This window comes from Pseudonocardia parietis (genome assembly GCF_017876315.1).
Lineage (GTDB): Bacteria > Actinomycetota > Actinomycetes > Mycobacteriales > Pseudonocardiaceae > Pseudonocardia > Pseudonocardia parietis.
Map to the genome: position 1 here is coordinate 80,581 of NZ_JAGINU010000003.1, position 21,892 is coordinate 102,472.

20 protein-coding genes are annotated in these 21,892 nt (G+C 72.1%); 14 read left to right on the forward strand and 6 right to left on the reverse strand.

Going from position 1 to position 21,892, the window contains the following annotated elements:
* The first annotated feature begins 16 nt into the window (after positions 1–16).
* The 14 genes from JOF36_RS41240 (at position 17) to JOF36_RS36060 (ending at position 15,799) form a co-directional block, all read left to right on the forward strand.
* On the forward strand, positions 17–2,665 hold the full coding sequence (locus JOF36_RS41240; RefSeq protein ID WP_307862799.1) for a transglycosylase family protein: 2,649 nt from the start codon (positions 17–19) through the stop codon (positions 2,663–2,665).
* Positions 2,666–2,669: 4 nt separating this feature from the next.
* Positions 2,670–3,614 (forward strand): trypsin-like serine peptidase, encoded by a 945-nt coding sequence (locus JOF36_RS36005; RefSeq protein WP_210036727.1) that lies wholly within the window; start codon positions 2,670–2,672, stop codon positions 3,612–3,614.
* On the forward strand, positions 3,614–4,639 hold the full coding sequence (locus JOF36_RS36010) for a hypothetical protein (RefSeq protein ID WP_210036728.1): 1,026 nt from the start codon (positions 3,614–3,616) through the stop codon (positions 4,637–4,639). The genes JOF36_RS36005 and JOF36_RS36010 overlap by 1 nt, the downstream gene beginning before the upstream one ends.
* A 47-nt stretch (positions 4,640–4,686) precedes the next feature.
* Positions 4,687–5,010, forward strand: a complete 324-nt coding sequence (locus tag JOF36_RS36015) for a hypothetical protein (protein ID WP_085916407.1) — start codon at positions 4,687–4,689, stop codon at positions 5,008–5,010.
* A 95-nt stretch (positions 5,011–5,105) separates the two neighbouring features.
* Positions 5,106–5,858 (forward strand): hypothetical protein, encoded by a 753-nt coding sequence (locus JOF36_RS36020; protein ID WP_210036729.1) that lies wholly within the window; start codon positions 5,106–5,108, stop codon positions 5,856–5,858.
* Positions 5,855–7,684: a TrbL/VirB6 family protein gene (locus tag JOF36_RS36025; protein WP_210036730.1), complete on the forward strand. Its 1,830-nt coding sequence runs from the start codon at positions 5,855–5,857 to the stop codon at positions 7,682–7,684. Before JOF36_RS36020 ends, JOF36_RS36025 begins: the two co-directional genes overlap by 4 nt.
* Positions 7,685–7,733: 49 nt before the next feature.
* Positions 7,734–9,263, forward strand: coding sequence for an SCO6880 family protein (locus JOF36_RS36030; RefSeq protein WP_210036731.1), 1,530 nt, complete (start codon positions 7,734–7,736; stop codon positions 9,261–9,263).
* Entirely contained in the window at positions 9,260–10,948 is a 1,689-nt protein-coding gene (locus tag JOF36_RS36035) for a putative type IV secretion/conjugal transfer ATPase (RefSeq protein WP_245353204.1), read from the forward strand. The genes JOF36_RS36030 and JOF36_RS36035 overlap by 4 nt, the downstream gene beginning before the upstream one ends.
* Positions 10,949–10,956: 8 nt before the next feature.
* Positions 10,957–12,096, forward strand: a complete 1,140-nt coding sequence (locus JOF36_RS36040; protein ID WP_210036732.1) for a C40 family peptidase — start codon at positions 10,957–10,959, stop codon at positions 12,094–12,096.
* Positions 12,097–12,143: 47 nt separating this feature from the next.
* The gene (locus tag JOF36_RS36045) at positions 12,144–12,848 is read left to right on the forward strand and encodes a J domain-containing protein (protein WP_210036754.1); all 705 of its coding nucleotides are present in this window, start codon (positions 12,144–12,146) and stop codon (positions 12,846–12,848) included.
* Positions 12,848–13,603, forward strand: coding sequence for a hypothetical protein (locus JOF36_RS36050; RefSeq protein WP_210036733.1), 756 nt, complete (start codon positions 12,848–12,850; stop codon positions 13,601–13,603). The genes JOF36_RS36045 and JOF36_RS36050 overlap by 1 nt, the downstream gene beginning before the upstream one ends.
* 51 nt (positions 13,604–13,654) lie before the next feature.
* Positions 13,655–14,422 (forward strand): alkaline phosphatase PhoX, encoded by a 768-nt coding sequence (locus JOF36_RS40525; protein WP_307862800.1) that lies wholly within the window; start codon positions 13,655–13,657, stop codon positions 14,420–14,422.
* A gap of 10 nt (positions 14,423–14,432) precedes the next feature.
* A complete protein-coding gene (locus JOF36_RS40530) occupies positions 14,433–15,089 on the forward strand; it encodes an alkaline phosphatase PhoX (protein ID WP_281072842.1) in 657 nt (218 codons plus the stop codon).
* A complete protein-coding gene (locus JOF36_RS36060) occupies positions 15,086–15,799 on the forward strand; it encodes an apiosidase-like domain-containing protein (protein WP_210036734.1) in 714 nt (237 codons plus the stop codon). Before JOF36_RS40530 ends, JOF36_RS36060 begins: the two co-directional genes overlap by 4 nt.
* Positions 15,800–15,932: 133 nt before the next feature.
* Here the strand turns inward: JOF36_RS36060 and JOF36_RS36065 are convergent, their stop codons facing one another.
* The 6 genes from JOF36_RS36065 to JOF36_RS36090 are packed head-to-tail and all read right to left on the reverse strand — an operon-like array spanning position 15,933 to position 21,815.
* Positions 15,933–16,841 (reverse strand): ABC transporter ATP-binding protein, encoded by a 909-nt coding sequence (locus tag JOF36_RS36065; RefSeq protein ID WP_210036735.1) that lies wholly within the window; start codon positions 16,839–16,841, stop codon positions 15,933–15,935.
* Between the two features lie 17 nt (positions 16,842–16,858).
* Positions 16,859–17,824 (reverse strand): ABC transporter ATP-binding protein, encoded by a 966-nt coding sequence (locus tag JOF36_RS36070; protein ID WP_210036736.1) that lies wholly within the window; start codon positions 17,822–17,824, stop codon positions 16,859–16,861.
* Entirely contained in the window at positions 17,821–18,633 is an 813-nt protein-coding gene (locus JOF36_RS36075; protein WP_210036737.1) for an ABC transporter permease, read from the reverse strand. The genes JOF36_RS36070 and JOF36_RS36075 overlap by 4 nt, the downstream gene beginning before the upstream one ends.
* Positions 18,617–19,564 (reverse strand): ABC transporter permease, encoded by a 948-nt coding sequence (locus tag JOF36_RS36080; protein ID WP_210036738.1) that lies wholly within the window; start codon positions 19,562–19,564, stop codon positions 18,617–18,619. Before JOF36_RS36080 ends, JOF36_RS36075 begins: the two co-directional genes overlap by 17 nt.
* Positions 19,561–21,045 (reverse strand): ABC transporter substrate-binding protein, encoded by a 1,485-nt coding sequence (locus JOF36_RS36085; RefSeq protein ID WP_210036739.1) that lies wholly within the window; start codon positions 21,043–21,045, stop codon positions 19,561–19,563. Before JOF36_RS36085 ends, JOF36_RS36080 begins: the two co-directional genes overlap by 4 nt.
* A gap of 50 nt (positions 21,046–21,095) precedes the next feature.
* Positions 21,096–21,815, reverse strand: a complete 720-nt coding sequence (locus JOF36_RS36090) for a tyrosine-protein phosphatase (protein WP_210036740.1) — start codon at positions 21,813–21,815, stop codon at positions 21,096–21,098.
* Positions 21,816–21,892: the final 77 nt, after the last annotated feature.

Below are 21,892 nucleotides of genomic sequence, written 5' to 3' on the forward strand. Positions count from 1 at the left end.
ACGTCGGAGTCTTGCTATGCCCCGTAAGCGAACACGTCGCCCGTCCTGGGCCGCTCATGTCCCCCGCCCCACGCACGCGCCGGCGCTGCGCCGCTCCACCGTCGCGATGCTCACCGCCGGTGCCATGCTCGGGCTGACCGCCTTCTCGATCAGCCCGCTGCCGGCCGAGCTGGGCTTGACGGCCGAGTCGTGCAACACCGGCAAGGCGATGCGCCAGCTCGACGCCGCCCGCGAGACCCGCTCCCAGACCCGCGCCCTGCTGACCGATCTGGCCGTGAGCACCGACCCACGCGCGCAGGGCCTGGCCCGCGACATCGCCGGGTTGGGGTTCACCCCGGCCACTCACGAGCCGGGGTGGCGGCAGAAGGCGGTGGACGTCTCCGACCAGCTCAACGGCACCAGTGATCCGCAGCTGCGCGAGGTCGCGGTCCGGCTGGCCAAGGCCGGATACGGGCCGACCCCGGCCGATCTGCTGCCCAAACAACCCCCACCCCCCGACACCGACGGTGGGCCCCTGGAAGGGATCGGTCAGTCCCTCGGCGGCGCCGCGGACAGCGCGGTCGGCGCGGTGGAATCCGCGGGCGAGGCCGCCCAGAACGCCGCCACACCACCGGCGGCGGTGAGCAGCTCCGGCTCCGGGGGTGGCCCGGCCGCGGTGAACAAGGATCGGCAGGCCGAGCCGCCGCCGCCTCAAACCTGCATGGACCAGGCCGAGGCCACCGCCGCTCCGGCGGCAGCCGCTCCGGCCCCGGCCGCTCCGGCCCCGGCCGCGCCCGCAGAAGATCCCCCCGAGTCCGGCGGTGACTCGCAGCCCAGCAGCGCCGAGCAGTCGGGTGACAGCGGCGACAGCGGCGCGGGTGGCGATTCCGCCGACCGCGGCGACGATGAGTCTTCTACCGGCGGTGACAAGGGCTCCCCCAGCGCCAGCGGCGAGGAGTCCTCCGACCCCGGCGGCGAAGACAGCGGTGCGGGAGGTGAATCCTCCGACTCGCCCGCCGATGAGCCGTCTAGCGGCGGTGACGAGGGTTCCCCCAGCTCTAGCGGCGAGGAGTCCTCCGACCCCGGCGGCGAGGACAGCTCCGGCGGCGGCTCTTCGTCCGGGCCGGACCGTGAGTCGGGTAGCGACTCTCCTTCCGAGGACGAGGGTGAGAACGCCTCGGATGCGGGGGGCCCGTCCGGGTCGCGCGATTCGGGCAGCAGCTCGCCCGTTGGCGGATCCCAGCCCGATGCGGGCGCCGCGGATTCGGGCTCCGGCTCGGGTGGGAGCGACTCCGGCAGTGGCTTGGCCCCGGACTCGTCGGGCGCCGATGACGCGTCGAGCAGCGATTCCAGCTCCTCGAGCTCGTCGAGCGGTCCTGGCTCGGCGGAGGATATGGAGAAGGCGCGCGCCGCGATGGACCTGGTCGGTGAGCTCATGCAGACCCTGGGCGCCAGCCAGGACGCCGAAGCGGGCAGCGTGCGGGACTCGGTACTGCAGGTGATGGACCGCGACCAGCTCGAAAAGCTTGGCGCCGACCCGGCCGACCTGGACAAACTCGACGACCTCAACCTCGGCGACGCCGGGGCCGGCGCCCCGGGGCCCGCGGACTCGTCGGACAGTTCCTCGAGCCCCGCCGAGTCCAGCTCGGCTGACGCGGACCGGTCCGACTCCAGCGCAGCGAGCCCGGGCAGTTCCGACAGCAGCTCGCCCGGCTCGGGATCGGGTTCATCCGGCTCGGACTCGATCAGCCGGGACTCCGAGGCCAGCGATACCTCCGACGCGGGTGACTCGCCCGAATCTGGGGCGCCGGAGTCCCGGTCCGGGGCGGGCCAGGCCGACACCAGCACATCCTTCAGCCGTGACTCGGACTCCGGGGCGGGTGGCTCGGGTGAGGGCTGGGAGTCCGGTGCCGAGAAGCTCGCCGAGCAGGTCAAGGAGGCCGCCGACGTCGACCCCGTGGCCGAGCAGCTCTCCGAGAAGCTCGACGCGATCGACCTCGACACCGGCGACACCAGCTCCAGCACCGACAGCACCGGGCCCGATGACAGCGGGTCCGACGCCGACGAGTCCGAGGACAACACGTCCTCCGACCGTGACTCGGCCGCCGGTCCGGACTCAGCCTCGGAGGAGTCGCGCACGCCCGATGAGGGGGACGGCTCCGACAAGAGCGCCAGCGCCGGTAGCGACTCCGACATCAGCCGCGACAGCGAACCGACCGACGACGGCCCCAGCGACGGCGGTGGCCCGGATGGCGAGGAGGAGCCGTCCAGTAGTGAGCAGGGCGGTTCCGGCGCCCCGCCCGAGGACACCTCCTCGGGCGGCCCAGCCGCCCCGGACGAGCAGGCCAACCCGGAGCCGGCTGAGGGGGGCGAGGGTGAGCAGCCCCGCAACCCCGAGGGCACCCTGGCGACTCCCGCGGCCGCGGGCGGTGAGACCGGCGGGACCGACACAGCCACCTGGGACAAGCTCGCGCAGTGCGAGAGCGGTGGTGACTGGAACATCAACACCGGCAACGGCTACTCCGGCGGCCTGCAGTTCAGCCCGTCGACCTGGAAGGCCTTCGGTGGGGAGGGGTCGGCGGCTGAGGCGAGCAAGGAAGAGCAGATCGCCGTAGCCGAGAAGGTCCAGGCCGAGCAGGGCTGGAACGCCTGGCCAGCCTGCTCGAAGAAGTTGGGCATCAGCTGATCCGATGCGTATCCGCAGGTGGAGCACGGTGTCGGTGGCCGCGGTGATGACCGTGGCCCTGACGATCGTGCTGTGGTCCTCCGGCGCCCCGCAAGGGGGTCGGGTGGTGGGGCTCGGGTCGGTCGTGCCGTGGGGGTCGGCCGACCCGAGGTCCCCGATGGCTCAACCGCCGGTGCGCGGGCAGGCCGGGCCCGTCGTGGGTGGCCTGTCGGCCTCGTCGGTCGGGGTGCTGGTCGTCGACGGCGGCCGCCACCAGTGCTCGGCCTCCGTGGTCGCCTCCCAGTCCCGCCGCCTGCTGGCCACCGCCGCGCACTGCGTGTGGCTCGACGGCGGCTGGCGCGTCGACGGGGCGACGTTCATCCCCGGCTACGCCGCCGGTGAGGAGCCCTACGGACGCTGGGCGGTCGACACCGCCTACGTCGCGCCGGCCTGGACCGAGGCGAACTCCCCGATCGAGGACGTCGCCGCCGACGTCGACCTGGCGTTCGTGTCGGTGCTGCCCCGCGACGGCGTGCTGCCCGAGCAGGTCCTCGGCGCCCAGGGCATCTCGTTCTCCACCCCGCCCCAGGTCGAGGTCGCCGCGCTGGGCTACCCCGCGCTGGGCAGCTACGACGGCCAGTCCCTGCGCGGCTGCGTCGGCACCGGGGCGGTGGAGGCGTTCACCCGCCCCGAGAGCCCGCAGCCGGGCGAGATCCGCTCCCTGGACTGCGACATGACCCAGGGCGCCTCCGGTGGGCCCTGGCTGGCCGGGCCCGAGGCCGACAGCGGCCGGGGTCAGGTCGTCGGCGTGGTCTCCGGCGGCGACGACACCCACCTGGTCTCCCCCCGCTTCGGCCCGGCGGCCAAGCGGATCTACGACGCCGCCGACACCGCCGCGCTGGCCACCACTGCGCCGCGCCCGGACACCGACCCGATGTCTGCCCAGATCGCCCCACGAGGAGGCAGCTGATGACCACCGCCGAACAGAACCGAGCTGGCCCGGCCCGGGTGCCGCGCAGCCCGTTCGAGCTCAACCATCGGCTCGGCGCCGCGGCGCGCTCGCGCGCCCCTCATCTGAGCTCGGTCGACAACGAGGCCATCGTGGATGTCGCCTCCGCGGCCGCGGCCGCCGGCGGGCCCGGCCCTGACCCCGTCGACACTGCCGCCGAGCTCGGTGCCGCTGCCGAGGCGGCGCAGGAGCGTGCGCGTACCGAGTTTCCCGACACCCGCCCGGTGTCGTGGGCCGCGTTCGGCGCCCTGGTCCCGGTGCTGGCCGGCTCCGCCGGGGCCGGCGCGTCCTGTGTCGCCGCGGCAATCACCGATGCTCTGCAGCTCGATCAACGGTGTGCGCTGCTCGTCGACGCCGACGATCCCGCCCGCTCCGGCCTGGCGTGTGCCCCGTCGCAGGAAGGGCCGTGGGTCCGTCCGGTCAACCCCCAGGTCTCGGTGCGCTACAGCTGGCGTGAGGACGCGTTGGTGGCGCGCCTGGAGACCCAGCTGCCGGCGATCACTCCGGGGATGGTGCCGATCCCGCCGGACTGGCTGCCGGATCCGGCACCGGACCCGCTGCACACCACTGTGGTCGATCTCGGGCACGGCGGCTGGCGCGCAGCCGCGACCCCCGTCTACGGGGCCGGGGGCTGGCTGCGCCGGGGGCTGCCGTCCCAGCGCCCGATCCTGGTCGTGCGCGCGACCCGGCCGTCGCTGCGTCAGGCCGAGCAGCTCCTCGCCCGGTTGGAGCCGTGGGTGCAGCGCGGGGTGGCGACCCCGGTCTATCAGCTGGTGGTCAACGGAGCCCGCAAGTGGCCCGCCGGGGTCGCCGGCGCGGCCGGACCGCGGGTCGCTGCCCTGATCGATGAGGCGTTGTTCGTCCCCCACGAACGCAGCTGGGAGATCGCCGGAGTCACCGACGATCCCAGCCCCGACCGCGCCGTCGACGCCCTCCGTCCGCTGCTCGCCTCATGGGGCCTGGTCACGTCCCCACGACGTCGCTGACCACCCCGTCACCTGCCGAACCCCACTCGCCCGCGGAGGCACCGCTGATGTCCATCCCCCACCTGCTCGCCGACACGCTGCTCACCCAGATTCACCTGCTGCCCGCTCAGGACATCCCGAACCCGGGAGCCGAGGCCCCGCCCGGCGCGCCCGCGATCGAGCGTGTCGTCGGCTACCTGCGCTGGATCGCCGGGGTCTGCATCCTCGGGCTGTTCTTCGGCGGGATCGTCGCCGCGACCGCGGGCCGGCTGTGGGATCACCACGGCTCCGGACGTCTCGGTGCGCGGCTGATCGTCGGCAGCCTTGCCCTGGCCCTGTTGTTCGGCCTCGGCTACACCCTGGTCAGCCAGTTCGCGGCGACCGCGGCCTGATGGCGCGCTCGATGAACACCGACCGGGCTCCGGCAGGCGGCGGCCGCGACGGGCGACGTCGCGCACTGCTGATCATCACTGGGGCGGTAGTACTGGTGCTGGCGCTGCTGGTCGGTGTGGTCGTGTCACTGACCAGCATGTTCGGCGAGGACGAGCCCAGTTCCACCTATCAGAGCCCGCCGGCCCCGACCGGCCCTGGGGCCGGCGGCAGTACCGGCGGTGGGAGCGGCCCGGAGGCTGAGGCTGCCCTGGCGCGTGCGCCCATGCTCGATGTCCCTGACCAGGCCGCGTTGCCGCATACCTTGTCGATGCGCAGCGCGGGCCCTCCGATCACGCTGCCCGCCCCCCAACAGGTGAGCGGGGTGCTGGTGCCCACTGGGTTCCCGGACACCGAGCAGGGCGCGATCGCTCAGGTGGTCGAGCTGACCCGGGTTGGGTTCACCGGCGCCGATCCGCAGGTCTGGGCACAGGCCTACGACTCGATGGCCGAGCCGGGTGCCGCGCCCGCCGCCCAGACCCCGGCCTCGCAGGACCTGGTTGCCTTCCGGCGGGCGGCGAACATGCCCAGGACCGGCGCAACCCGGGCGAGGATCACCTGGGATCCCACCTCGGCGCTGGTCAAGGGCAGCACCGACGACGGCAGCTACGTCGTGGCGTGTGTGCTCGGCGAGCTGGTCACCGACTACAAGGGCCGCGTGGCCACCGGCGGGTTGGGCAACTGCCTGCCGATGCGCCGCGTCGGCGATCAATGGCTGGTCGCGTCGGGGCCGCGCGCATGGGTCGCCCCGGCTACCTGGCCGGGCAGCGACGAAGCCGTCGCAGTCGGCTACCGGGACATCCTCCGATGACCGGCCTCATCACGACCAGCTGGTACCTGCCTGCTCAGGACCCCGCCCCGCCTGGCGGGGATGGAGGCGGTGGAGATGGCGGTGGCGGTGGCGGCCTGGTCGGCGACTTCGCCGGATCCATCGCGGAGTCGGCGTTCAGCTCCGCGATGCAAGCGGTGTGGGATTCAGCGATCTGGCTGCTCAAGGGCGGCTTCGATCTCGCCGACAGGGTCTCGCAGGTCACGCCGGGCGACCTGACCGGCAACGACGCCGACAACCCGGACGCCATCCCCGGCGCCCCGGCGCCACCGGCACCGCCGGAGGGGGCGCAGAGCGCGGTGGATCTGGGTTCGTTGTGGTCGACGATGATCTGGCTGGCCGCGCTCATCGCGCTGGGTCTGTTCTTCTACCAGCTGGCCACCGTCGCGGTGCGCGGCGGAGGGGGCATGTTCCGCGCGGTCACCGGCCCGGCCCAGTTCGGCATCGCCCTGGCGGTGACCACCGGCGCGGTCGCGGCCCTGCTTACCGGCGCCGACGGGCTGACCACGCTGTTCTTGAGCAACCTGGGCGAGCAGGGCAGCTTCACCGCGATCCTGGACAACCCCGCGGTCGCCGACCGCTTCGGCGACAACCCGGACCTCGGCGAGGATGTCGAGGAGGGTGTCCGGTCGATGATCCTGGGGATCGCAGCCCTGTTCGGGGTCATCCCGGCCGCGCTCGGCTTCGCCCTGGCGATGATCTTCCGCGCCGCGGCGATCATGGTGCTGATCGCGACCATCCCGATCGCGGCAGCCTGCCTGATCTCCGACTCCACGGCATCGATGTTCTGGCGGGTCGTGCGCTGGCTGCTGGCGGCGGTGCTGCTCAAGCCCGCGCTCGCGCTGGTCGTGGTGATCGGGGTGAACATCATGTCCCGCACCGACGGTGTGGCCGGGCTGCTGGCCGGCACGGCGGTGCTGCTGATCAGCCTGTTCTGCCCGATGGTGCTCTACCGGCTGTTGGCTTTCGTCGACCCGGGCACCGGCGCCGGGATGGCTGTGCGTTCGAGCGGCGGGTCTCGCAGTGGCGGTGAGCCGGGTGGGGACAACGGCACCAGCGAGATGATCAATAACGCGCGGGCGACGCAGAAGGCCTACGACATCGGCAGCGGCAGCTCCGGCGGCGGTAGCGCCGCTGGCGGCGAGCTCGGCGGCAGCACCGCCGCGACCGGCACAGCCTCCGGCGGCGGGGGTGCTGGTGGTGCCGCGGCTGGCGGCTCCGCCGGTGGTGCCGCTGGTGGCGGTGCGGCAGGTGGCGGTGCCGCGGCGGGCGGTGCAGCGGCCGGCGCCGGGGTCGCCGGTGGCGCCGTCGCCGCGGCGGCGGTCGGGGGCTATCTGGCCACCAAGGCGGCCGGCCAGGCCGCGGGCGGGTACGCCTCCTCGCAGATGGCCCAGACCGGTATCGGGCACCCCGGCCCGGCACCCGCGTCCGGGGCTAGCAGCGGGCAGATCAGCTCGGCCGCCGGCGGCGCCTACGGCGGGGCGACCGCGACCTCGGACTGGTCCGGGCAGCCCCCCACCAGCGACAGCGGGCCCGTCGAGCCAGGCGACACCGCGAGCGGCGGCGGGTCCGGTCCCGAACCGCCACCGGATCCCGGACCTCCCGAGGCCGGCCATCCGGATCCCGGAGCGGGCACCGACCCCGGGCCGGAAACCCGCCCTCCTGAGCCCCCTCCGGCGAACGCCGGCACGGACGGGGCCTCCACCACGCCGGCCCCCGACACCCCGACTACGCCGTCACCTGGTCCGGCGCCCGAGCCCGAGCGTCCGGCCCATCCCGACACCGACCGAGAGGACGGCCGCCGATGACCAGCACCGTCGTCGTCGTCACGACGACTACCACGAGCGGTGACACCCGATGACCACCAGCCAGTCCCCCGGCCCGCGGGTGTATCGGGGGCTCAACCACACCGAAGGCATCGGGTGGATCGCCGGGATGACACCGGTCCAGGCGTTCCTGCTGATCGGAGTCTGCGCCCCGGCGCTGATCGCGATGTCGCGCAACCAGTGGTCGGCCGCGCTGTCCTGGGCGGTGTTCGCCGCGATCGTCGCCGTGCTGATCCTCGTCCCGATCCACGGCCGCCCGGCGTTTAGGTGGCTGGCCGACCTGGTCATGTTCCAGACAGGAGTCCTCATGCGCTGGTCCCCCTGGCAGTCCCGCGCCGCCGCAGGCCTGGCCGGCGACCGCACCGAACCCGACCTACCCGGCGTCCTGGCCCGCCTGGAGTTCCCCGACGGACCGGAGTTCCACGGCTCCCGGATCTGCCTGATCCACGACACCACCGAAGGCCGGTGGGGTGCCACGGCGAAGCTGACCCACTCCGGGGTCGGGATGCTCTCCGACGACGAGTGCGAGCGCCTCGCCTCCCGCCTCGGATCGATGCTGGTCGGACTCGGCCACCGCGAGGTCGTCGACCGAGTCTCGCTGCTGGTGCGCACCGTGCCCGACGACGGCACCGAGTACGCCGTCTGGCGCGACCGCCACCAACGCCCCGACGCACCCGCCCTGGCCCGCCAGGTCACCGCCGAGATCGACCGCGACGTCGCCTCGGTCAGCGTGCGCACGGAGCTGTTCGTGACCGTGTCCGGCACCGAGGAGGCGCTGCGGCGCCCGGCCAAGGCCGCCGGCGGTGGCATCACCGGGCGGGCCTTTGCCCTGTACCGGCTCCTCGAGGGCGTCGCCGACGGCCTGCGAGGGCTCGGTGTCCAGTCGGTGACCTGGCTGTCCTCGACCGGAGTCGCCGAGGCGGTCAAGACCGGGTTCAACCCCGCCGCCGCGGCCGGGCTGTCATTCCGGCACCTGACCAGCCCGGACCCCGACGGCACCGTCGGGCTCCCGATCTCCCAGGCCGGGCCCGCCCTCGCGCCGACCCCCGCAGCCAGGGCGTATCACCACGACGGCTACTCCTCGGTCGCCTACGCCGTGCAGCCGCCCGAGTCGGGCACGATCTTCGGGTCGCTGGGCCCACTGCTGGCCGTGCGGACCGCCGGCGAGCGACGCACCCTGCAGATCCACTACGAGATCCTCTCCGCCGCCGCCGGCGCCCGGGTGGTGAAATCCGACCGGTTCCGCAACAACGTCCTGGTCGACGCGAAGGCCCAGCGCGGGTTCAACACCACCGCGGTGGACTCGCGCCGCCAGCGCGGCGCCCGCGACCAGGAGGCCGCCGTCGCCGCCGGGCACGCCGTCGTCCGGTTCACCGTCGCCTCGGCGATCACCGTCCCGGCCGACTGGAACGTCGAGGACCACGCCGCCCGGCTGGAGAACGACGCCTCGGGCCGGTTCCACCTGCTGCGCCTCGAACTCGCGCAGGACTCCGCATTCGTCGCCGCCGCCCTGCCGGTCGGGATCGGGCTGCCCCGGGAGAAGAGGGCCTTCGACTCATGAGCATCTTCGGCAAGCGCCGACGCCGCGCCGTACCGCGCAACACCGGCGAGCTACTCAGCCAGTTCACCGATCTCGACGGCATCCCCACCAGCACACCCGTCCCCGACCACGACGTCGACGACGTCGATCAGGAGACCGGTCGGCGCCGTCGCCGGCAACGGGTCAACCAGGCCGCCGCACCCCGGCAGGGCCCGCGTGAACCCGGACGGGGCTGGGCCGCGGTGGACGCCGCCCGCCGGGCACCGGTCTACAAGGCCACCACCGCCGAGGTGGGCGGCCTGTTCCCGCTGCTCGCGGCCAACGGCGTCCCGGCGATCGGGGCCCGCCTCGGGTACGACACCCAGTCCGGCGGCGCCTTCTACGTCCACCCCACCGAGTGGGTCCTGCGCGGCATGGTCACCAACCCCAACCTGGTCGTGTTCGGCGAACCCGGCCGCGGCAAGTCCTCCACGGTCGTGGCGCTGATGCTGCGGATGATGCTCTTCGGAGTCCGCTCCCTGATCTCCGGCGACGTGAAGGGCGAGTACACGCCGCTGCTGCGCTCGCTCGGGATCACCCCGATCGCGCTCGGGCGCGGGAGCCCACACCGCCTCAACGCCCTCGACCTCGGCCCGCTACGGGGCCGCTGGAACACCTGGAGTGCCGAGCGCCAGAACGAGGAGCTCACCGGGATCCTGGCCCGCTGGACCCGGCTGCTCACCGCCCTGGCCGAAGCCCAGGGCTACCCGCCGACCGTCACCGACGAACTGGTCATCTCCACCGTGCTGCGGCGCCTGGTCGGCGCCGCCGACGGCTACTCGCAGCTGCGTCCGATTACGATCCCGCAGGTCGTGGCACAGCTCGCCGACCCCGACCCGGATCTGTGGCAGGCCACCCGCTTCGCCTCCCACCGCCAGTTCGTCGACCACACCCGCCAGATCACCGACGCCCTATCGAACCTGGTCGTCGGCCCCCTGGCCGGGCTGTTCGACGAGCCCACCAACTTCGACCTCGACTGGGACGCGCCCGTGCAATCGATGGACCTGTCAATGCTGCGCTCGCGTGGGGACCAGGCGATCGCGGTCGCCCTGACCTGCCTCGGCTCCTGGTCGTCGATGATCACCGACCTCCAGGACGACGGCGACGTGCGCATCGTCGTGCGCGACGAGGTCTGGCGCCAGATGCGCCTCGGGCTGCGCGCGGTCCAGGCCGTCGACTCCGACCTGCGACTATCGCGTGCCGAACGCAAGATCCAGCTCCTGGTCATGCACAAACCCTCCGACCTGCTCTCCGTCGGCGCCGCCGGCTCCCAAGAGGTCTCGATCGCCAAGGACCTCCTGGCCCTGTGCAGCTCCCGGATCCTGCTCGGCCAGTCCACCCGGGTCGGCGACGAACTCGCCACCGAGCTCGGCCTGTCCGAACGCGAGCAGGCCGTGATCACCGGCTGGGCGATGGAGGGCCCCGGCCGGGCGCTGTGGAAGATGGAGAACAGCCCCGGCATGAAGATCCAGACCGTGCTGTCGGCGACCGAGCGGTCGATCTTCGACACCAACGCCGGCCTTCGCGGAGCGACGGATCTGCCTGCGGAAACAGCCCTCGGCCAGGGTAGCCGATCCCGGCCGCGGCTGGTGTCGGTGCCCGGGGCACCGCAGCCCGCCGAGCAGGCTCGCGTGGCGAGTGTCAACGGCTCGACGCCACACCAGTGAGCTGAGCGGTGGATCAGCAGAAGGGCACCATCGCCGTCGCCGCGGCGGCGGTGGTGATGACGTTCCTGGTCGCGGTGACCAGCATGGGCATCGCGATGTTCACCGCCGTCACCGACGGCCCCCTGGCCGGCGGTTGTGGCGGGGACGGCGGGCTCGGCGGCGGGTCGCAGTCGATCGGCGGGACCGACTGGAACGCCGAGCAGACCGAAAACGCCGCCACCATCGTCAACCGCGTCGTGCAGCGCAGCCTGCCCCGCCGAGCCGCGGTCATCGCGATCTCCACGACCATCGTCGAGTCGCAGCTGGTCAACGTCGGCCACGGCGACCGCGACTCGCTTGGCCTGTATCAGCAACGCCCCTCGCAGGGCTGGGGCGCACCGGCGCAGATCCTCAACCCGGCCGCGGCCACCGACACCTTCCTCGACCGGCTCGTCGAACTACCCGGCTGGGCCACCATGCCCCCCGGCCAGGCCGCCCAGGCCGTGCAGCGCTCCGCGTTCCCCGACCGCTACGCCCCCCAGGAAGAACCCGCCGCGGCGCTGGTCGAGCGGTTCTGGGTCGGCCCGGACAACCCCGTCCCCGCCCCCACCGCACCCGGCGGGCCGAACGTGCAGCTGGCCTCATCGGTGTTCGCGTGCCCGGACCAGGGCGGGGTCGGGGCGCCGCTGGCCCCGTCGAACATCGACCCCACGGCGTTGCCGCCCGGGTTCACCCCGCCTGCCGACCCCGCCCAGCGGGCCGCGGTCACCTACGCCCTGGCCCAGCTCGGCAAGCCCTACGTCTACGGGGCGAAGGGACCCGACGCGTTCGACTGCTCCGGGCTCACGACTGCCGCGTGGGCCGCCGCCGGAGTTCCGGTCCCCGCCGGGACCGTCAGCCAGAAGAACACCGGCACACCCGCCAGCCCGGCCACCATCGCCCCAGGCGACCTGGTGTTCATCCCCGGATCGCTCGGCTCACCAGGCAATCCGCGCCACGTCGGGATCTACGTCGGCCAGGGCCTGGTGGTCAACGCCTACAGCGAACAGACCGGAGTCATCATCCAGCCCCTGTCGGACTGGGCCGACCAGATCACCCACGTCCGCCACATCGCCGGACCAGCTGGGCAGCCCGCCCCGGATGCGGCACTCGCGGCGGCCACGCCATGACCCGCCGCCTCGGATTCTCTGTCGGTGGGAGGTGCTGACCTGTGACGATGGCTCCCACGCCGGATCGTGACCTCTATGCCGCCCTCGGGCTGGGCACCGATGCCAGCACCGCCGAGCTGCGTCGGGCCTATCGCGCCCTGGCGCTGCAGCTGCACCCCGACCGCAACCCGGACCCGGCTGCTGCTGGGCGGTTTCGGGCCGTCACCGCCGCCTACGCGGTGCTGGCCGACCCGGTCCGGCGTGCCGCCTACGACGCCTCCCGCGCCACACCACCCACCGCCACCGCGCCGGCACCGGACCCGGCGGCGGAACCGGGCAGGGTCGAGGACTACGTCCCGGCGAGCGAACCCGTCGCCTACACCGACTACGCACCTGCCGACGGCTACGCCCCGCCGCCGCCGCCGCCGGCACCGGCGCCCGCACGTGCACCCGCACCCGCGCCCGGCCCGGGCGTGCAGGTTCCCGCGGGGTGGCCCACCGGCCGGATCAACACCGGCCGGCCGCTCGCCCGGGTTCTGCTGGGGGTGTGGCGGCTGGCGCCGCTGCCCCGTCACCGGTTCGCCGCCGTCGTCACGGTGCTGGGCACGCTCGGCGTCGCCTACATCGCCGCCGCCTCGCGGCACACGATGCCGGTCGAGGCGACCGTGATCGGCGCGCTGGCGACGGTCGCACTGGCCTGCTGGAGCGTGCGCACCGTGGTCTGGACCGTGCTGGCGACCCGTGCCCGCCGTGCTGTGAAGGAGACGCGCTGATGGGATTCCTCGCCCGCCGTACCCCCACCCCACCGGGTCCTGCAGCCGCATCCGGGCCGCCGGCCGCACCGGTCACGCCGGTGCGGCTTAACTGGCACCACGACCGGCCGTTCGGGTGGAAGGCGCTGCCCGAGCCGGCACGCCACGCACTCGCCTCGGCTGGGTGGGCCACCACCGCGCCGCTGGCCGCATCGTCGTACACCCCGACCACCCGGCGGGATGCGGGCGGGCGGTACTGGCGCGATACCGACGCCTGGTGGATCGACCGGGACACGCTGCTCATCGTCCGCGCCCGCGAAGCCCTCGAGCGCCTCGGTACCGGCCCGGACGGGCGCCCCCAGCTGCGCCGGGCCTGCGGTGGCGGCACGGTGCGGTTCACCACGCACCCCCTCACCGGGCCGTCCCCGACCGGGCAACGCTGGCGCCGCCCACAACAGCCCACCGGTCCGGTGGGCGGGCCCGGCGATGTGCGGTTGACCGACGCCTCGATCGAGCTCCTGCCCCGCGCGGTGCAGGCCGAGATCGGTCGCCCCACCGGGCAGGTCGCGATCCGCAGCTACCCGCCGCACGGGGGCTACTACGACCGGGTCTATGCCTACCGCCGTGTCTCGCCGGCCGAGCTGCTGGTGGTCGCCGCGGTGCGGGAGTGCGGGGCATACCCCGACCCGGACACCGCGATCGACGCCGCCGACTGGCACATCACCACCTACCGACCGCAGGTCGGGGCGCCGGCGGAGTCGGCGGTGGCCATGTGACCGCGTGGCACCGCGCGATCAACGACAACCAGTTCAGGGAGGGATATCGCCGTGGGTATCAACCGTCGGACGCTGCTACGCCGCTCCGGGCAGCTCGGACTCGGGGTGAGCCTGTTCGGGTCGGTGCAGGCGCTGCGCTCCGCCCCAGTTGCGGGCGCCGCGGCCGCGCAGGCTGTCACCGGTTACGGGCCGCTGGTCGACGACGCCGACGGGATGCTCGCCCTGCCCGAGGGCTTCTCCTACCGCGTGGTCACCGAAGCCGGCCAGACCAGCACCTACGAAGGTGACCCGAGCCCCGGGGTCCACGACGGCGCCGCAGCCTTCGCCGCCGACGACGGCAACGTCCTGATCGTGCTCAACCACGAAGTCCGCGGCGGCACCGACGACGACGGCGCCGTACCGCACCAGAAGGGACTCGTATATCGCGACGACGCCGGCGGCGGTGTCACGGTCATCAAGACGACCCCCGAGGGCGAGTTGCTGTGGGAGACCGTCGGGATCGCCGGGACCTCCACCAACTGCGCCGGCGGGGTCACTCCGTGGGGCACCTGGCTGACCTGTGAGGAGACCGAGGCCGACAGTCACGGCTGGGTGTTCGAGGTCGACCCGCACGACCTGGACGAGAACCAGGACCCGCAACCGGTCACGCCGCTGGGCCGGTTCCGCCACGAAGCCCTCTGCATCGACCCCGACACTCTGGTCATCTACCTCACCGAGGACGCCGAAGGCCCGAACGGCACCGTGTACCGGTGGCTGCCCCCGTCGGGGTTCCGGGGCCGTAGCGGGGAACTCAAACAGCTCGCCGACACCCGACGGTGAGCTCGCCGCGATGTCGTGCACCGACGGCGACGGATCACTGGTCGATGATCTCGAGCAAGCCGAGCAGGTCGACACCGTCTACACGGTCGAGTGGGTCCCGGTCGAAGATTGCACCGCCGAGACCGGGCCCCTGCGCTCGGCGCAGGGCATCACCCGCGCGGCGAAACTGGAGGGCGCTTGGTGGAGCGACGGCGGCGCCTACCTGGTCAGCAGCTACGCCGACTCGCACCGCGGCCAGATCTGGTTCTACGACCCCAGCCAGTCCACGCTGCGGCTGACCACCACGTTCGCGACCGAGGCCGACGGCGAAACCGTCGAGGCCCCGGACAACATCGTCGCCGCCCCCTACGGCGGCCTGATCGTTTCCACCGACGGTGACGGCGATAACCACCTGGCCGGCGTCACCGCAGACGGCGACGCCTACCCGATCGCGCGCAGCCAGATGGGCTCGGAGTTCACCGGCCCCACCTTCTCCCCGGACGGGACGGTGCTGTTCGCCGGCATCCAGAAGCCAGGTGTCCTCTTTGCCATCACCGGCCCCTGGGAGCAAGGGACCGCGGGCGGGACCGGCGCCCGCGGCGCGGGCAGCGCCGCCGACGCCGCCGATGGTCGGGGAACATCAGCGACCTCGCGGTCTGAGATTCCTAACAGGAGGAGCGGCGGATGAGCCGCGCCAGTCTGGTCCGAGCCGTGGTGTCGGCCGGCGCGGTGATGAGCCTCGGGATCGGCCTACTCGTCCCCAGTAGTGAGCGGTGGGTGGTGCGCGCCGCGGACGAATCCAACTCCGCGGGTGACCTGCCCTACCTGCAGGTCGATGGGCGGTTCCTCATCGCCGGTGGTGAGCCGTTCTTCTGGCTGGCCGATACCGCGTGGGCGATGCTCGGCAAACTCAGTACCGACGAGATCACCGAGTACCTCGACGTCCGCGCCGATCAGGGCTTCAACGTGGTGCAGACGGTGGCGATGTTCCCGCAGGCCGGTGCCGACTCGCCGGGCGACACGGTGGAAGCGGCGGCGCAGAACGACGAGTACTGGGACAACGTCGAGTTCGCGATCGACGCCGCCGCCGAGCGTGGCCTGTACCTGGCGATCCACCCGGTGTGGGGCGACCAGCAGACCGGGTCGGTCATCGATGAGGGCAGCGCGCGGGGCTATGGCGAGTTCCTGGGCGAGCGCTTCGGCGCCTACGACAACGTCACCTGGACCCTCGGCGGGGACCACCCGGCCGACGGCGAGGAGCAGCTGTGGACCGAGCTGGCCGAAGGTCTCGACGAGACCGGCGGGACGCAGCGCAAGACCTATCACCCGCGCGGCGACCAGTCCTCGGCAACGTGGTTCGCCGACGCCGACTTTATCTCGATCTCGATCGTCACGTAGCCTTCTGACCTGCCAATTTCCTCTGTGGACATGTCTAGGACGCGGGCGGACGGCATTGGTTTGGCCGGGCTCGTTGCTTCGATCTCGTCGTCGACGGATTCGGCCGGTGACCAGAACGCGGCATCAGCGGCAGTCACTGTGTGACGGCATGACAGGACACCGTGACTCCCGCGAGGTCGTGGGTGACCGGCACGGTTGTCCGGCACACCGCGACTGAATCGGGGCACCGCGGATGGAAGGCGCACCCGGACGGTGCGTCGGAGGGCGAAGGCGGGTCGGCGGCGCGCAGCTTGGACGGCGCCAGCACACGGCCAGGCTCGGGCACAGCGTCGAGCAGCGCCCGGGTGTATGGATGTGCGGGCGAGCCAATGACCGACTCGGTCGGACCGTGCTCGCAAATCCGCCCGAGGTAGAGCACGACAACCTCGTCGCACAGCGCACTGACCACGCTGAGGTCGTGCGAGATGAACAGCAGCGACGCGCCACGATCGTCGACTGCACGGTGCAGGAGATTCACCACACCCGCCTGGACGGAAACGTCCAGGCTCGCGACCGGCTCATCCGCGATGATCAACGCCGGTTCTGCAAGCGTGGCCCGCGCAATCGCGACCCGCTGGGCCTGGCCGCCGCTGATCTGGTGCCGCTTGCGCCCGCCGAAGTGCACAGGGTCCATTCCGACGTCGGCGAGCGCTGCGGCCGCCCGCTCCCGCCGGTGGGTCCGGTCGACACCTGCCCACCGGAGCGGATCCGCGACGAGGTCGATGAGGGCGCGGTGCGGGTGCAGCGACGCGACGGGGTCCTGGAAGATCATCTGAATTCCGTCGGGCCCGGGCCGGTGCCGGACCGGCGCGCCCGCGAACGTAATGGTTCCTCCGTCGGGGGGAACCAGGCCGGTGACGGCCTTAGCCAGACTGCTCTTTCCTGAACCCGATTCTCCGACCAGGCCCACCGTGCGCCCGGCCGGCACTGTGAATGAAACGTCCCTTACTGCCGGGATCCACCCACCGCGGTTGCGGTAGCGCACCTGGAGCTCGTCGATCACGAGATCTGCTCGCTGTGTCACGTCGGCACCTCCGTCGCCGCCCAGCAACTTGTCCGGTGGGAAGGCCCCGTCCGGATGACCGGCGGACGCTCGGTCTCGCACTCGGTGTGTGCATACATGCAGCGGGGGGCGAACGGGCAGCCCACTCGGGGACTGCTCAGGTCCGGCAGGCCGCCCGGGATCTGCGGCAATGGCGGGCGGCGCCGCTGCGAGACGCGGGGGGTCACTGCCAGGAGGGCCCGCGTGTATGGGTGCCGCGGTGCTGCGAGGACCTGTTTGGTGGGTCCGTCCTCGACGACGCGGCCCGCGTACATCACGACCACCCGGTCGGTCCGCCCGGATAGCAGGCCGAGGTCGTGGCTGATCAGGAGCGACGCCATGTTTCGTTTCCGCCGCTCCACGTCGATCAGGTCGAGTACGAGCTGTTGGACGGTCACGTCGAGCGCTGTCGTGGGTTCGTCGGCGAGAAGCAGGCGGGGGCGCCCCGCCAGAGCCGCTGCGATGCCGACGCGCTGGCGCTGCCCGCCGGAGAGCTCGGCCGGGAAGCTGCGGGCGCGCCGCTTCGGGTCGGGCAACCCGACCGCGCGCAGCAGCTCCGTCGCGGTGGCGCGCTGCGCGGCTCGGGAACCACGCTCGGCGCGAGGCACCGCCTCTAGGACCTGCCGGCCGATGCGCACGACGGGATTCAGCGACGACGACGGGTCCTGGAAAACCATCGCCACGGCCCGGTTGCGCTCGGTCTCGGCGGTGACGTCCCGCCCGTCCAGTCGGATCCGCCCGGTCACGATCGGCGCGGTCTGCCCCGAGTGCACGCCCAGGACCGCGCGCGCGAGCACCGACTTGCCCGAGCCCGATTCCCCGACCAGCCCGATGCTCTCCCCCTCGGCCAGCGCGAACGAGACAGACTCGAGCACGTGCACCGGGCCGGTCGGTGCGTCGAACCGCACGCTGACGTCATCGAGTTCCAAGAGTGGACTGTTCATCGCGTCCGTCCCCACCGTTCTCCCAGCACGTTCACCGCGAGCACCGTCGCGCACAGCACGGCGGCGGGTGCGAGGCAGATCCACGGGGCGCTCGCGATGTGTGTGCGACCCTCCGCGATTAGCCCGCCCCACGAGGCCGTCGGCGGGGCGAGTCCGAACCCGAGGAAGCTCAGCGATCCCTCGGCCACGATCGCCACCGTGACGGCCGTGAACGAGTACGCCGCCACAGCGGGCAGCACGCAGCGCACGACCTCGCTGGCCACGATCCGCAGCGGCGGAGCGCCCATGATGCGCGCGGCGTGCACGAAATCCTGTCCCCGCACGCTCAGCGTCGCGGACCGTGCGACCCGCGCGAACGCCGGCGCCATGGTCAAGCCGATCAGCGCCCCGATCGTGACCTGTCCCGGCCCGATGAGCGTCACCACGATCATGACCATGATCAGCCCGGGCAACGCGAGCACGACGTCGAGGACAATTCCGATCCCGGAATCGACCCAGCCGCGGGAGAATCCGGCGAGCACGCCGAGCCCGCCGCCGACCCCCAGGCCGACAACCACTGTCAACGCGGCGACGATGATCGAGGACGCGCCGCCAGCCAGCGTGCGGGCGAGGACGTCGCGGCCGGTGGCGTCGGTGCCGAACCAGTGCTCGGGGCCCGGCGGCTGCAGCGGTGCCCGAAAGTCGGCGCGGAGAGGATCCAGCTGCGGCAGAACCTGGGCCAGCGCTGCGCCGACCACGACGAACGCGAGCACGGCGAAGCACAGGACCGGGACGAGCCTCGTCCGCCTGCGGTCAGCGCGCCGGAACATGCTGCGCCCTCGGATCGATCACGCCGTACACGGCATCGACGACAATCCCGACCAGCACCACCGTGGTCCCGGAGAACAGCACGATTGCCTCGATGACCGGGAAGTCCCGGGCGGCGATTGCGTTGGCGGCCAGGCGCCCCATCCCGGGCACAGCGAAGATCGTCTCGACGAGCACTGAACCGCCGAATGCGAGTCCGAGGCCCAGCCCGACGAGCGTGACTGTCGAGAGCGACGAGGGCCGCAGCGCGCGGGTCACCAGCAGCCGCCACGAGGAGAGCCCGCGGGATCGGGCCGCAAGGATGTAGGGCGTGCCGAGCGTGGCGATCAGGTCGGCACGCAGCACCCGGGTCAGGACGGCCGCCTCAGTGAGCGCGATTGTGAGCACAGGGAGCACCAGGTGGCGCAGGTGCGCGACCGGATCGCTCGGATCAGCCCACCCAGTCGCAGGCAGCACCGTCGCCCCGACCGCCAGTGCCAGGATCAGCGCCACCCCGAGCACGAACGCGGGCGTCGAGATCAAAACGAATGTGACCAACGTGGCGATCCGGTCGAGGATCCCGCCCGACTTCCACGCCGAGCGCATCGCCACCGGTAGCGTGATCGCCAGCGCCAGCACTTGGCTGCACAACAACAGTTCGAGCGTCACCGGCAGCCTGCTCCCGATCTCCTCTGCGACGGGGAGGCCGGTGACCAGTGACGTGCCCAGGTCGCCACCGAAGGCCCGACCGAGCCAGTGCACAAGCCGCTCGGGCGGCGAGGCCTCCAGGTCGAGCGCCGCGGTGAAGGCCGCGAGCTGCTCGGGGGTCGCCTCGGTCCCGAGCACCGCGATCGCGGGGTTGCCGGTGAGCAGCAGCGGCAATGCCATCGTCAGTGTGCCGAGCAGCACCAGGACGACCACGCCGCGCACGAACTTCGGCACGATAGCCGTCATTGTGTTGTCCACAGGCGTCCGGGCAACAGCGAGATGACGTTGCTGTTGTGAAGGTCGGGCATTCCGCCGATGGACGAGTCGGCCGCGAATCCGACCGGGCTCTCGGTGAAGAACAGCACGGGCGCGTCGTCGACGATGCGCTGCGCGGCGTCGGCGTAGAGCCGCTTCCGCTCGGCCTCGTCGGCAGTGCCGCGGCCTTGTGCGATCAACACGCCAACCTCGGGGTTGACGTAGCTGCCGAAGTTCCCGCTCGCCTCGGCCTCGAAGATCCCCATGGCGGCGTCGGTGTCGGCGTAGGCACTCGTGACGAACTCGATGGCCTCAAAGTCACCGGAGTACAGGTTCGTGCCCCACGTCGCGGTGTCGGCGACGTCAATCGTCATCGTGATGCCGACATCCGCCAGCATCTGCTGGATCGCCGTGGCCCGCTGGATCGACTGCGGCCGCGAGTCGGTGGTGTAGGCGAATGAGATCGGCTGACTGACCTCGGCGAGCAGCGCCCGCGCGCGGTCCGGGTCGAAGGCCGGGTACTGCGTGCCCGAGGCATACGGGGAGCGGGACAGGATGGGCCCGTTCGCGACGGCCCCCTGTCCTTGATCGACGACGGCCAGCAGCGCCTCACGGTCGATGGCGGCCTGCACGGCCTGCCGGACACGCACGTCGTTGAACGGCGCGGTCTGCGTGTTGAGCACGGCGGTAGTCGTTGAGGCGTTGGCCGTGGCCAGGGAATGGCCCTCGCTCTCGGCCTGTGCGATCAGGTTCGGGGTGTCGATCCAGGCCAAATCCACATCACCGGAGCTGAGGCTCTGGTACCGAGAGTCGGCGTCCGGCAAGAACTGGAAGACAATCGTGTCGGCGTGTGGCGCGGTGCCCTGGTAGTTGCTGCTGCGGGTCACCGTGAGCGAGGAGCCTGCGGCGGCCGACTCGAACCGGTACGGCCCAGCACCCAGTGGGCTGCCGTCGACCGCCTTCGCAGTCGTGCTCGCAATCATCCCGAGCTGGCGGGTGAAGTAGCGCGGGAAACCGGCGTTCGGCTCGGCGAGCGTGAACGTGACGGTCGCTGGGTCGACGACGGCCATGTCGCTGATCTCGCCGGCGAGCGCGGCGCACTGGCACTCCGACTCCGGCGCGCCCAGGCGTGTGACGTGGGCGACTACGGCCTGCGCGGTGACCGGCGAACCGTCGGAGAATGTCCGTCCCTCCTGCAGAACCAGTGTCCAGGTACGCAGGTCGTCGCTGGTCAGCGACTCAGCGAGACGGGGCTCCAGCGCACCGGCCGGGCCGTCGATGAATAACGGCTCGTACACGGCATTCGCGACGACGAGCGTCGCCTGGCCGGCGATCTGGTTGGCGAGCGGGTCGAGCGTCGAGATCTCAGAGTTGATCCCGATCGTGATCGTGCCACCCGGCTGCGGCTCCGAGGACGGACCGGAGCTGGTGGGGGCGACGGGGGAGCCACAGGCAGCCAGCGCGGCGACCACGATCAGGATCGGGACGAGGCGACGAAGCATCGGAGGTATTCCTTTACCGGTCAGGCCAGAATTCGGGGACGCAGAGCGTGGACGATCGCGGTGACCTGGGCGGCCGGGAGTGCACGTCTCAAGTAGGCGTGCGCGCCGCCGAACTCCTCGAGCAGATCAAGCATCTGCCCGATATCGGACGCCCGGCAGGTCAGGTCGGGCTCGACGGTGAGCCCGTCGAGTGGCTGGCGGCGCCTGGTTTCGATGTCGTCCACATTGGTCAACAGGTAGTCGGCGACGACCTCCTCACGGCACGCGCCGACCAGGGACAGCAGGAGTGCGATGAGCATGCCGGTGCGGTCACGGCCGCCCTGGCAGGCGATGACGACCGGACCCGGGAGCCCGGCAAGAGCCTGCAGCGCGGTGGCGAACGAGGCGGCCCCCGTGGCGATCGCGGAGCAGTAGAGACTGCCCCACGTCGCCCGGCCCGCCGCGATCTCCCGCACCAAGCCAACGGCCTGTCGTCGGTCGAACGCTGCGTCGGTCCCGACGAGCGGGAAGTGCACCATCCGCCAGCCATGCGGCAGCGAAAAGGCCCGGTCCTGCGCCCGTTCCTCGTCGATGCGCAGGTCGAACCAGGTGAGGTTGCGGGGGCACGCGGCCAGCTCGTCGTCGGTCGCGAGCGAGAGCGCAGCGGCCCGATAGAGTCGGTCGTCGCGATGCCGTCGGCCCGCCTCCTTCCCTGGGAGGGAGACGGGACGCCAGTTGGGGGGCATGGCCGGACGCTGCACGCCCCTAGGCTCACAAAGTGGCAGAACTGCCAGTTTTTGCGAGCATGAACGTTCGTCGAACCGACACCGAACGGTTG

What these genes read in the sequence shown, in the direction of transcription:
- JOF36_RS41240 (WP_307862799.1), top strand. Translation starts at nt 17, where the DNA reads ATGCCCCGTAAGCGAACACGTCGCCCGTCCTGGGCCGCTCATGTCCCC.
- JOF36_RS36005 (WP_210036727.1), top strand. Translation starts at nt 2,670, where the DNA reads ATGCGTATCCGCAGGTGGAGCACGGTGTCGGTGGCCGCGGTGATGACC.
- JOF36_RS36010 (WP_210036728.1), top strand. Translation starts at nt 3,614, where the DNA reads ATGACCACCGCCGAACAGAACCGAGCTGGCCCGGCCCGGGTGCCGCGC.
- JOF36_RS36015 (WP_085916407.1), top strand. Translation starts at nt 4,687, where the DNA reads ATGTCCATCCCCCACCTGCTCGCCGACACGCTGCTCACCCAGATTCAC.
- JOF36_RS36025 (WP_210036730.1), top strand. Translation starts at nt 5,855, where the DNA reads ATGACCGGCCTCATCACGACCAGCTGGTACCTGCCTGCTCAGGACCCC.
- JOF36_RS36030 (WP_210036731.1), top strand. Translation starts at nt 7,734, where the DNA reads ATGACCACCAGCCAGTCCCCCGGCCCGCGGGTGTATCGGGGGCTCAAC.
- JOF36_RS36035 (WP_245353204.1), top strand. Translation starts at nt 9,260, where the DNA reads ATGAGCATCTTCGGCAAGCGCCGACGCCGCGCCGTACCGCGCAACACC.
- JOF36_RS36045 (WP_210036754.1), top strand. Translation starts at nt 12,144, where the DNA reads ATGGCTCCCACGCCGGATCGTGACCTCTATGCCGCCCTCGGGCTGGGC.
- JOF36_RS36050 (WP_210036733.1), top strand. Translation starts at nt 12,848, where the DNA reads ATGGGATTCCTCGCCCGCCGTACCCCCACCCCACCGGGTCCTGCAGCC.
- JOF36_RS40530 (WP_281072842.1), top strand. Translation starts at nt 14,433, where the DNA reads ATGTCGTGCACCGACGGCGACGGATCACTGGTCGATGATCTCGAGCAA.
- JOF36_RS36060 (WP_210036734.1), top strand. Translation starts at nt 15,086, where the DNA reads ATGAGCCGCGCCAGTCTGGTCCGAGCCGTGGTGTCGGCCGGCGCGGTG.
- JOF36_RS36070 (WP_210036736.1), bottom strand. Translation starts at nt 17,824, where the DNA reads ATGAACAGTCCACTCTTGGAACTCGATGACGTCAGCGTGCGGTTCGAC.
- JOF36_RS36075 (WP_210036737.1), bottom strand. Translation starts at nt 18,633, where the DNA reads ATGTTCCGGCGCGCTGACCGCAGGCGGACGAGGCTCGTCCCGGTCCTG.
- JOF36_RS36080 (WP_210036738.1), bottom strand. Translation starts at nt 19,564, where the DNA reads ATGACGGCTATCGTGCCGAAGTTCGTGCGCGGCGTGGTCGTCCTGGTG.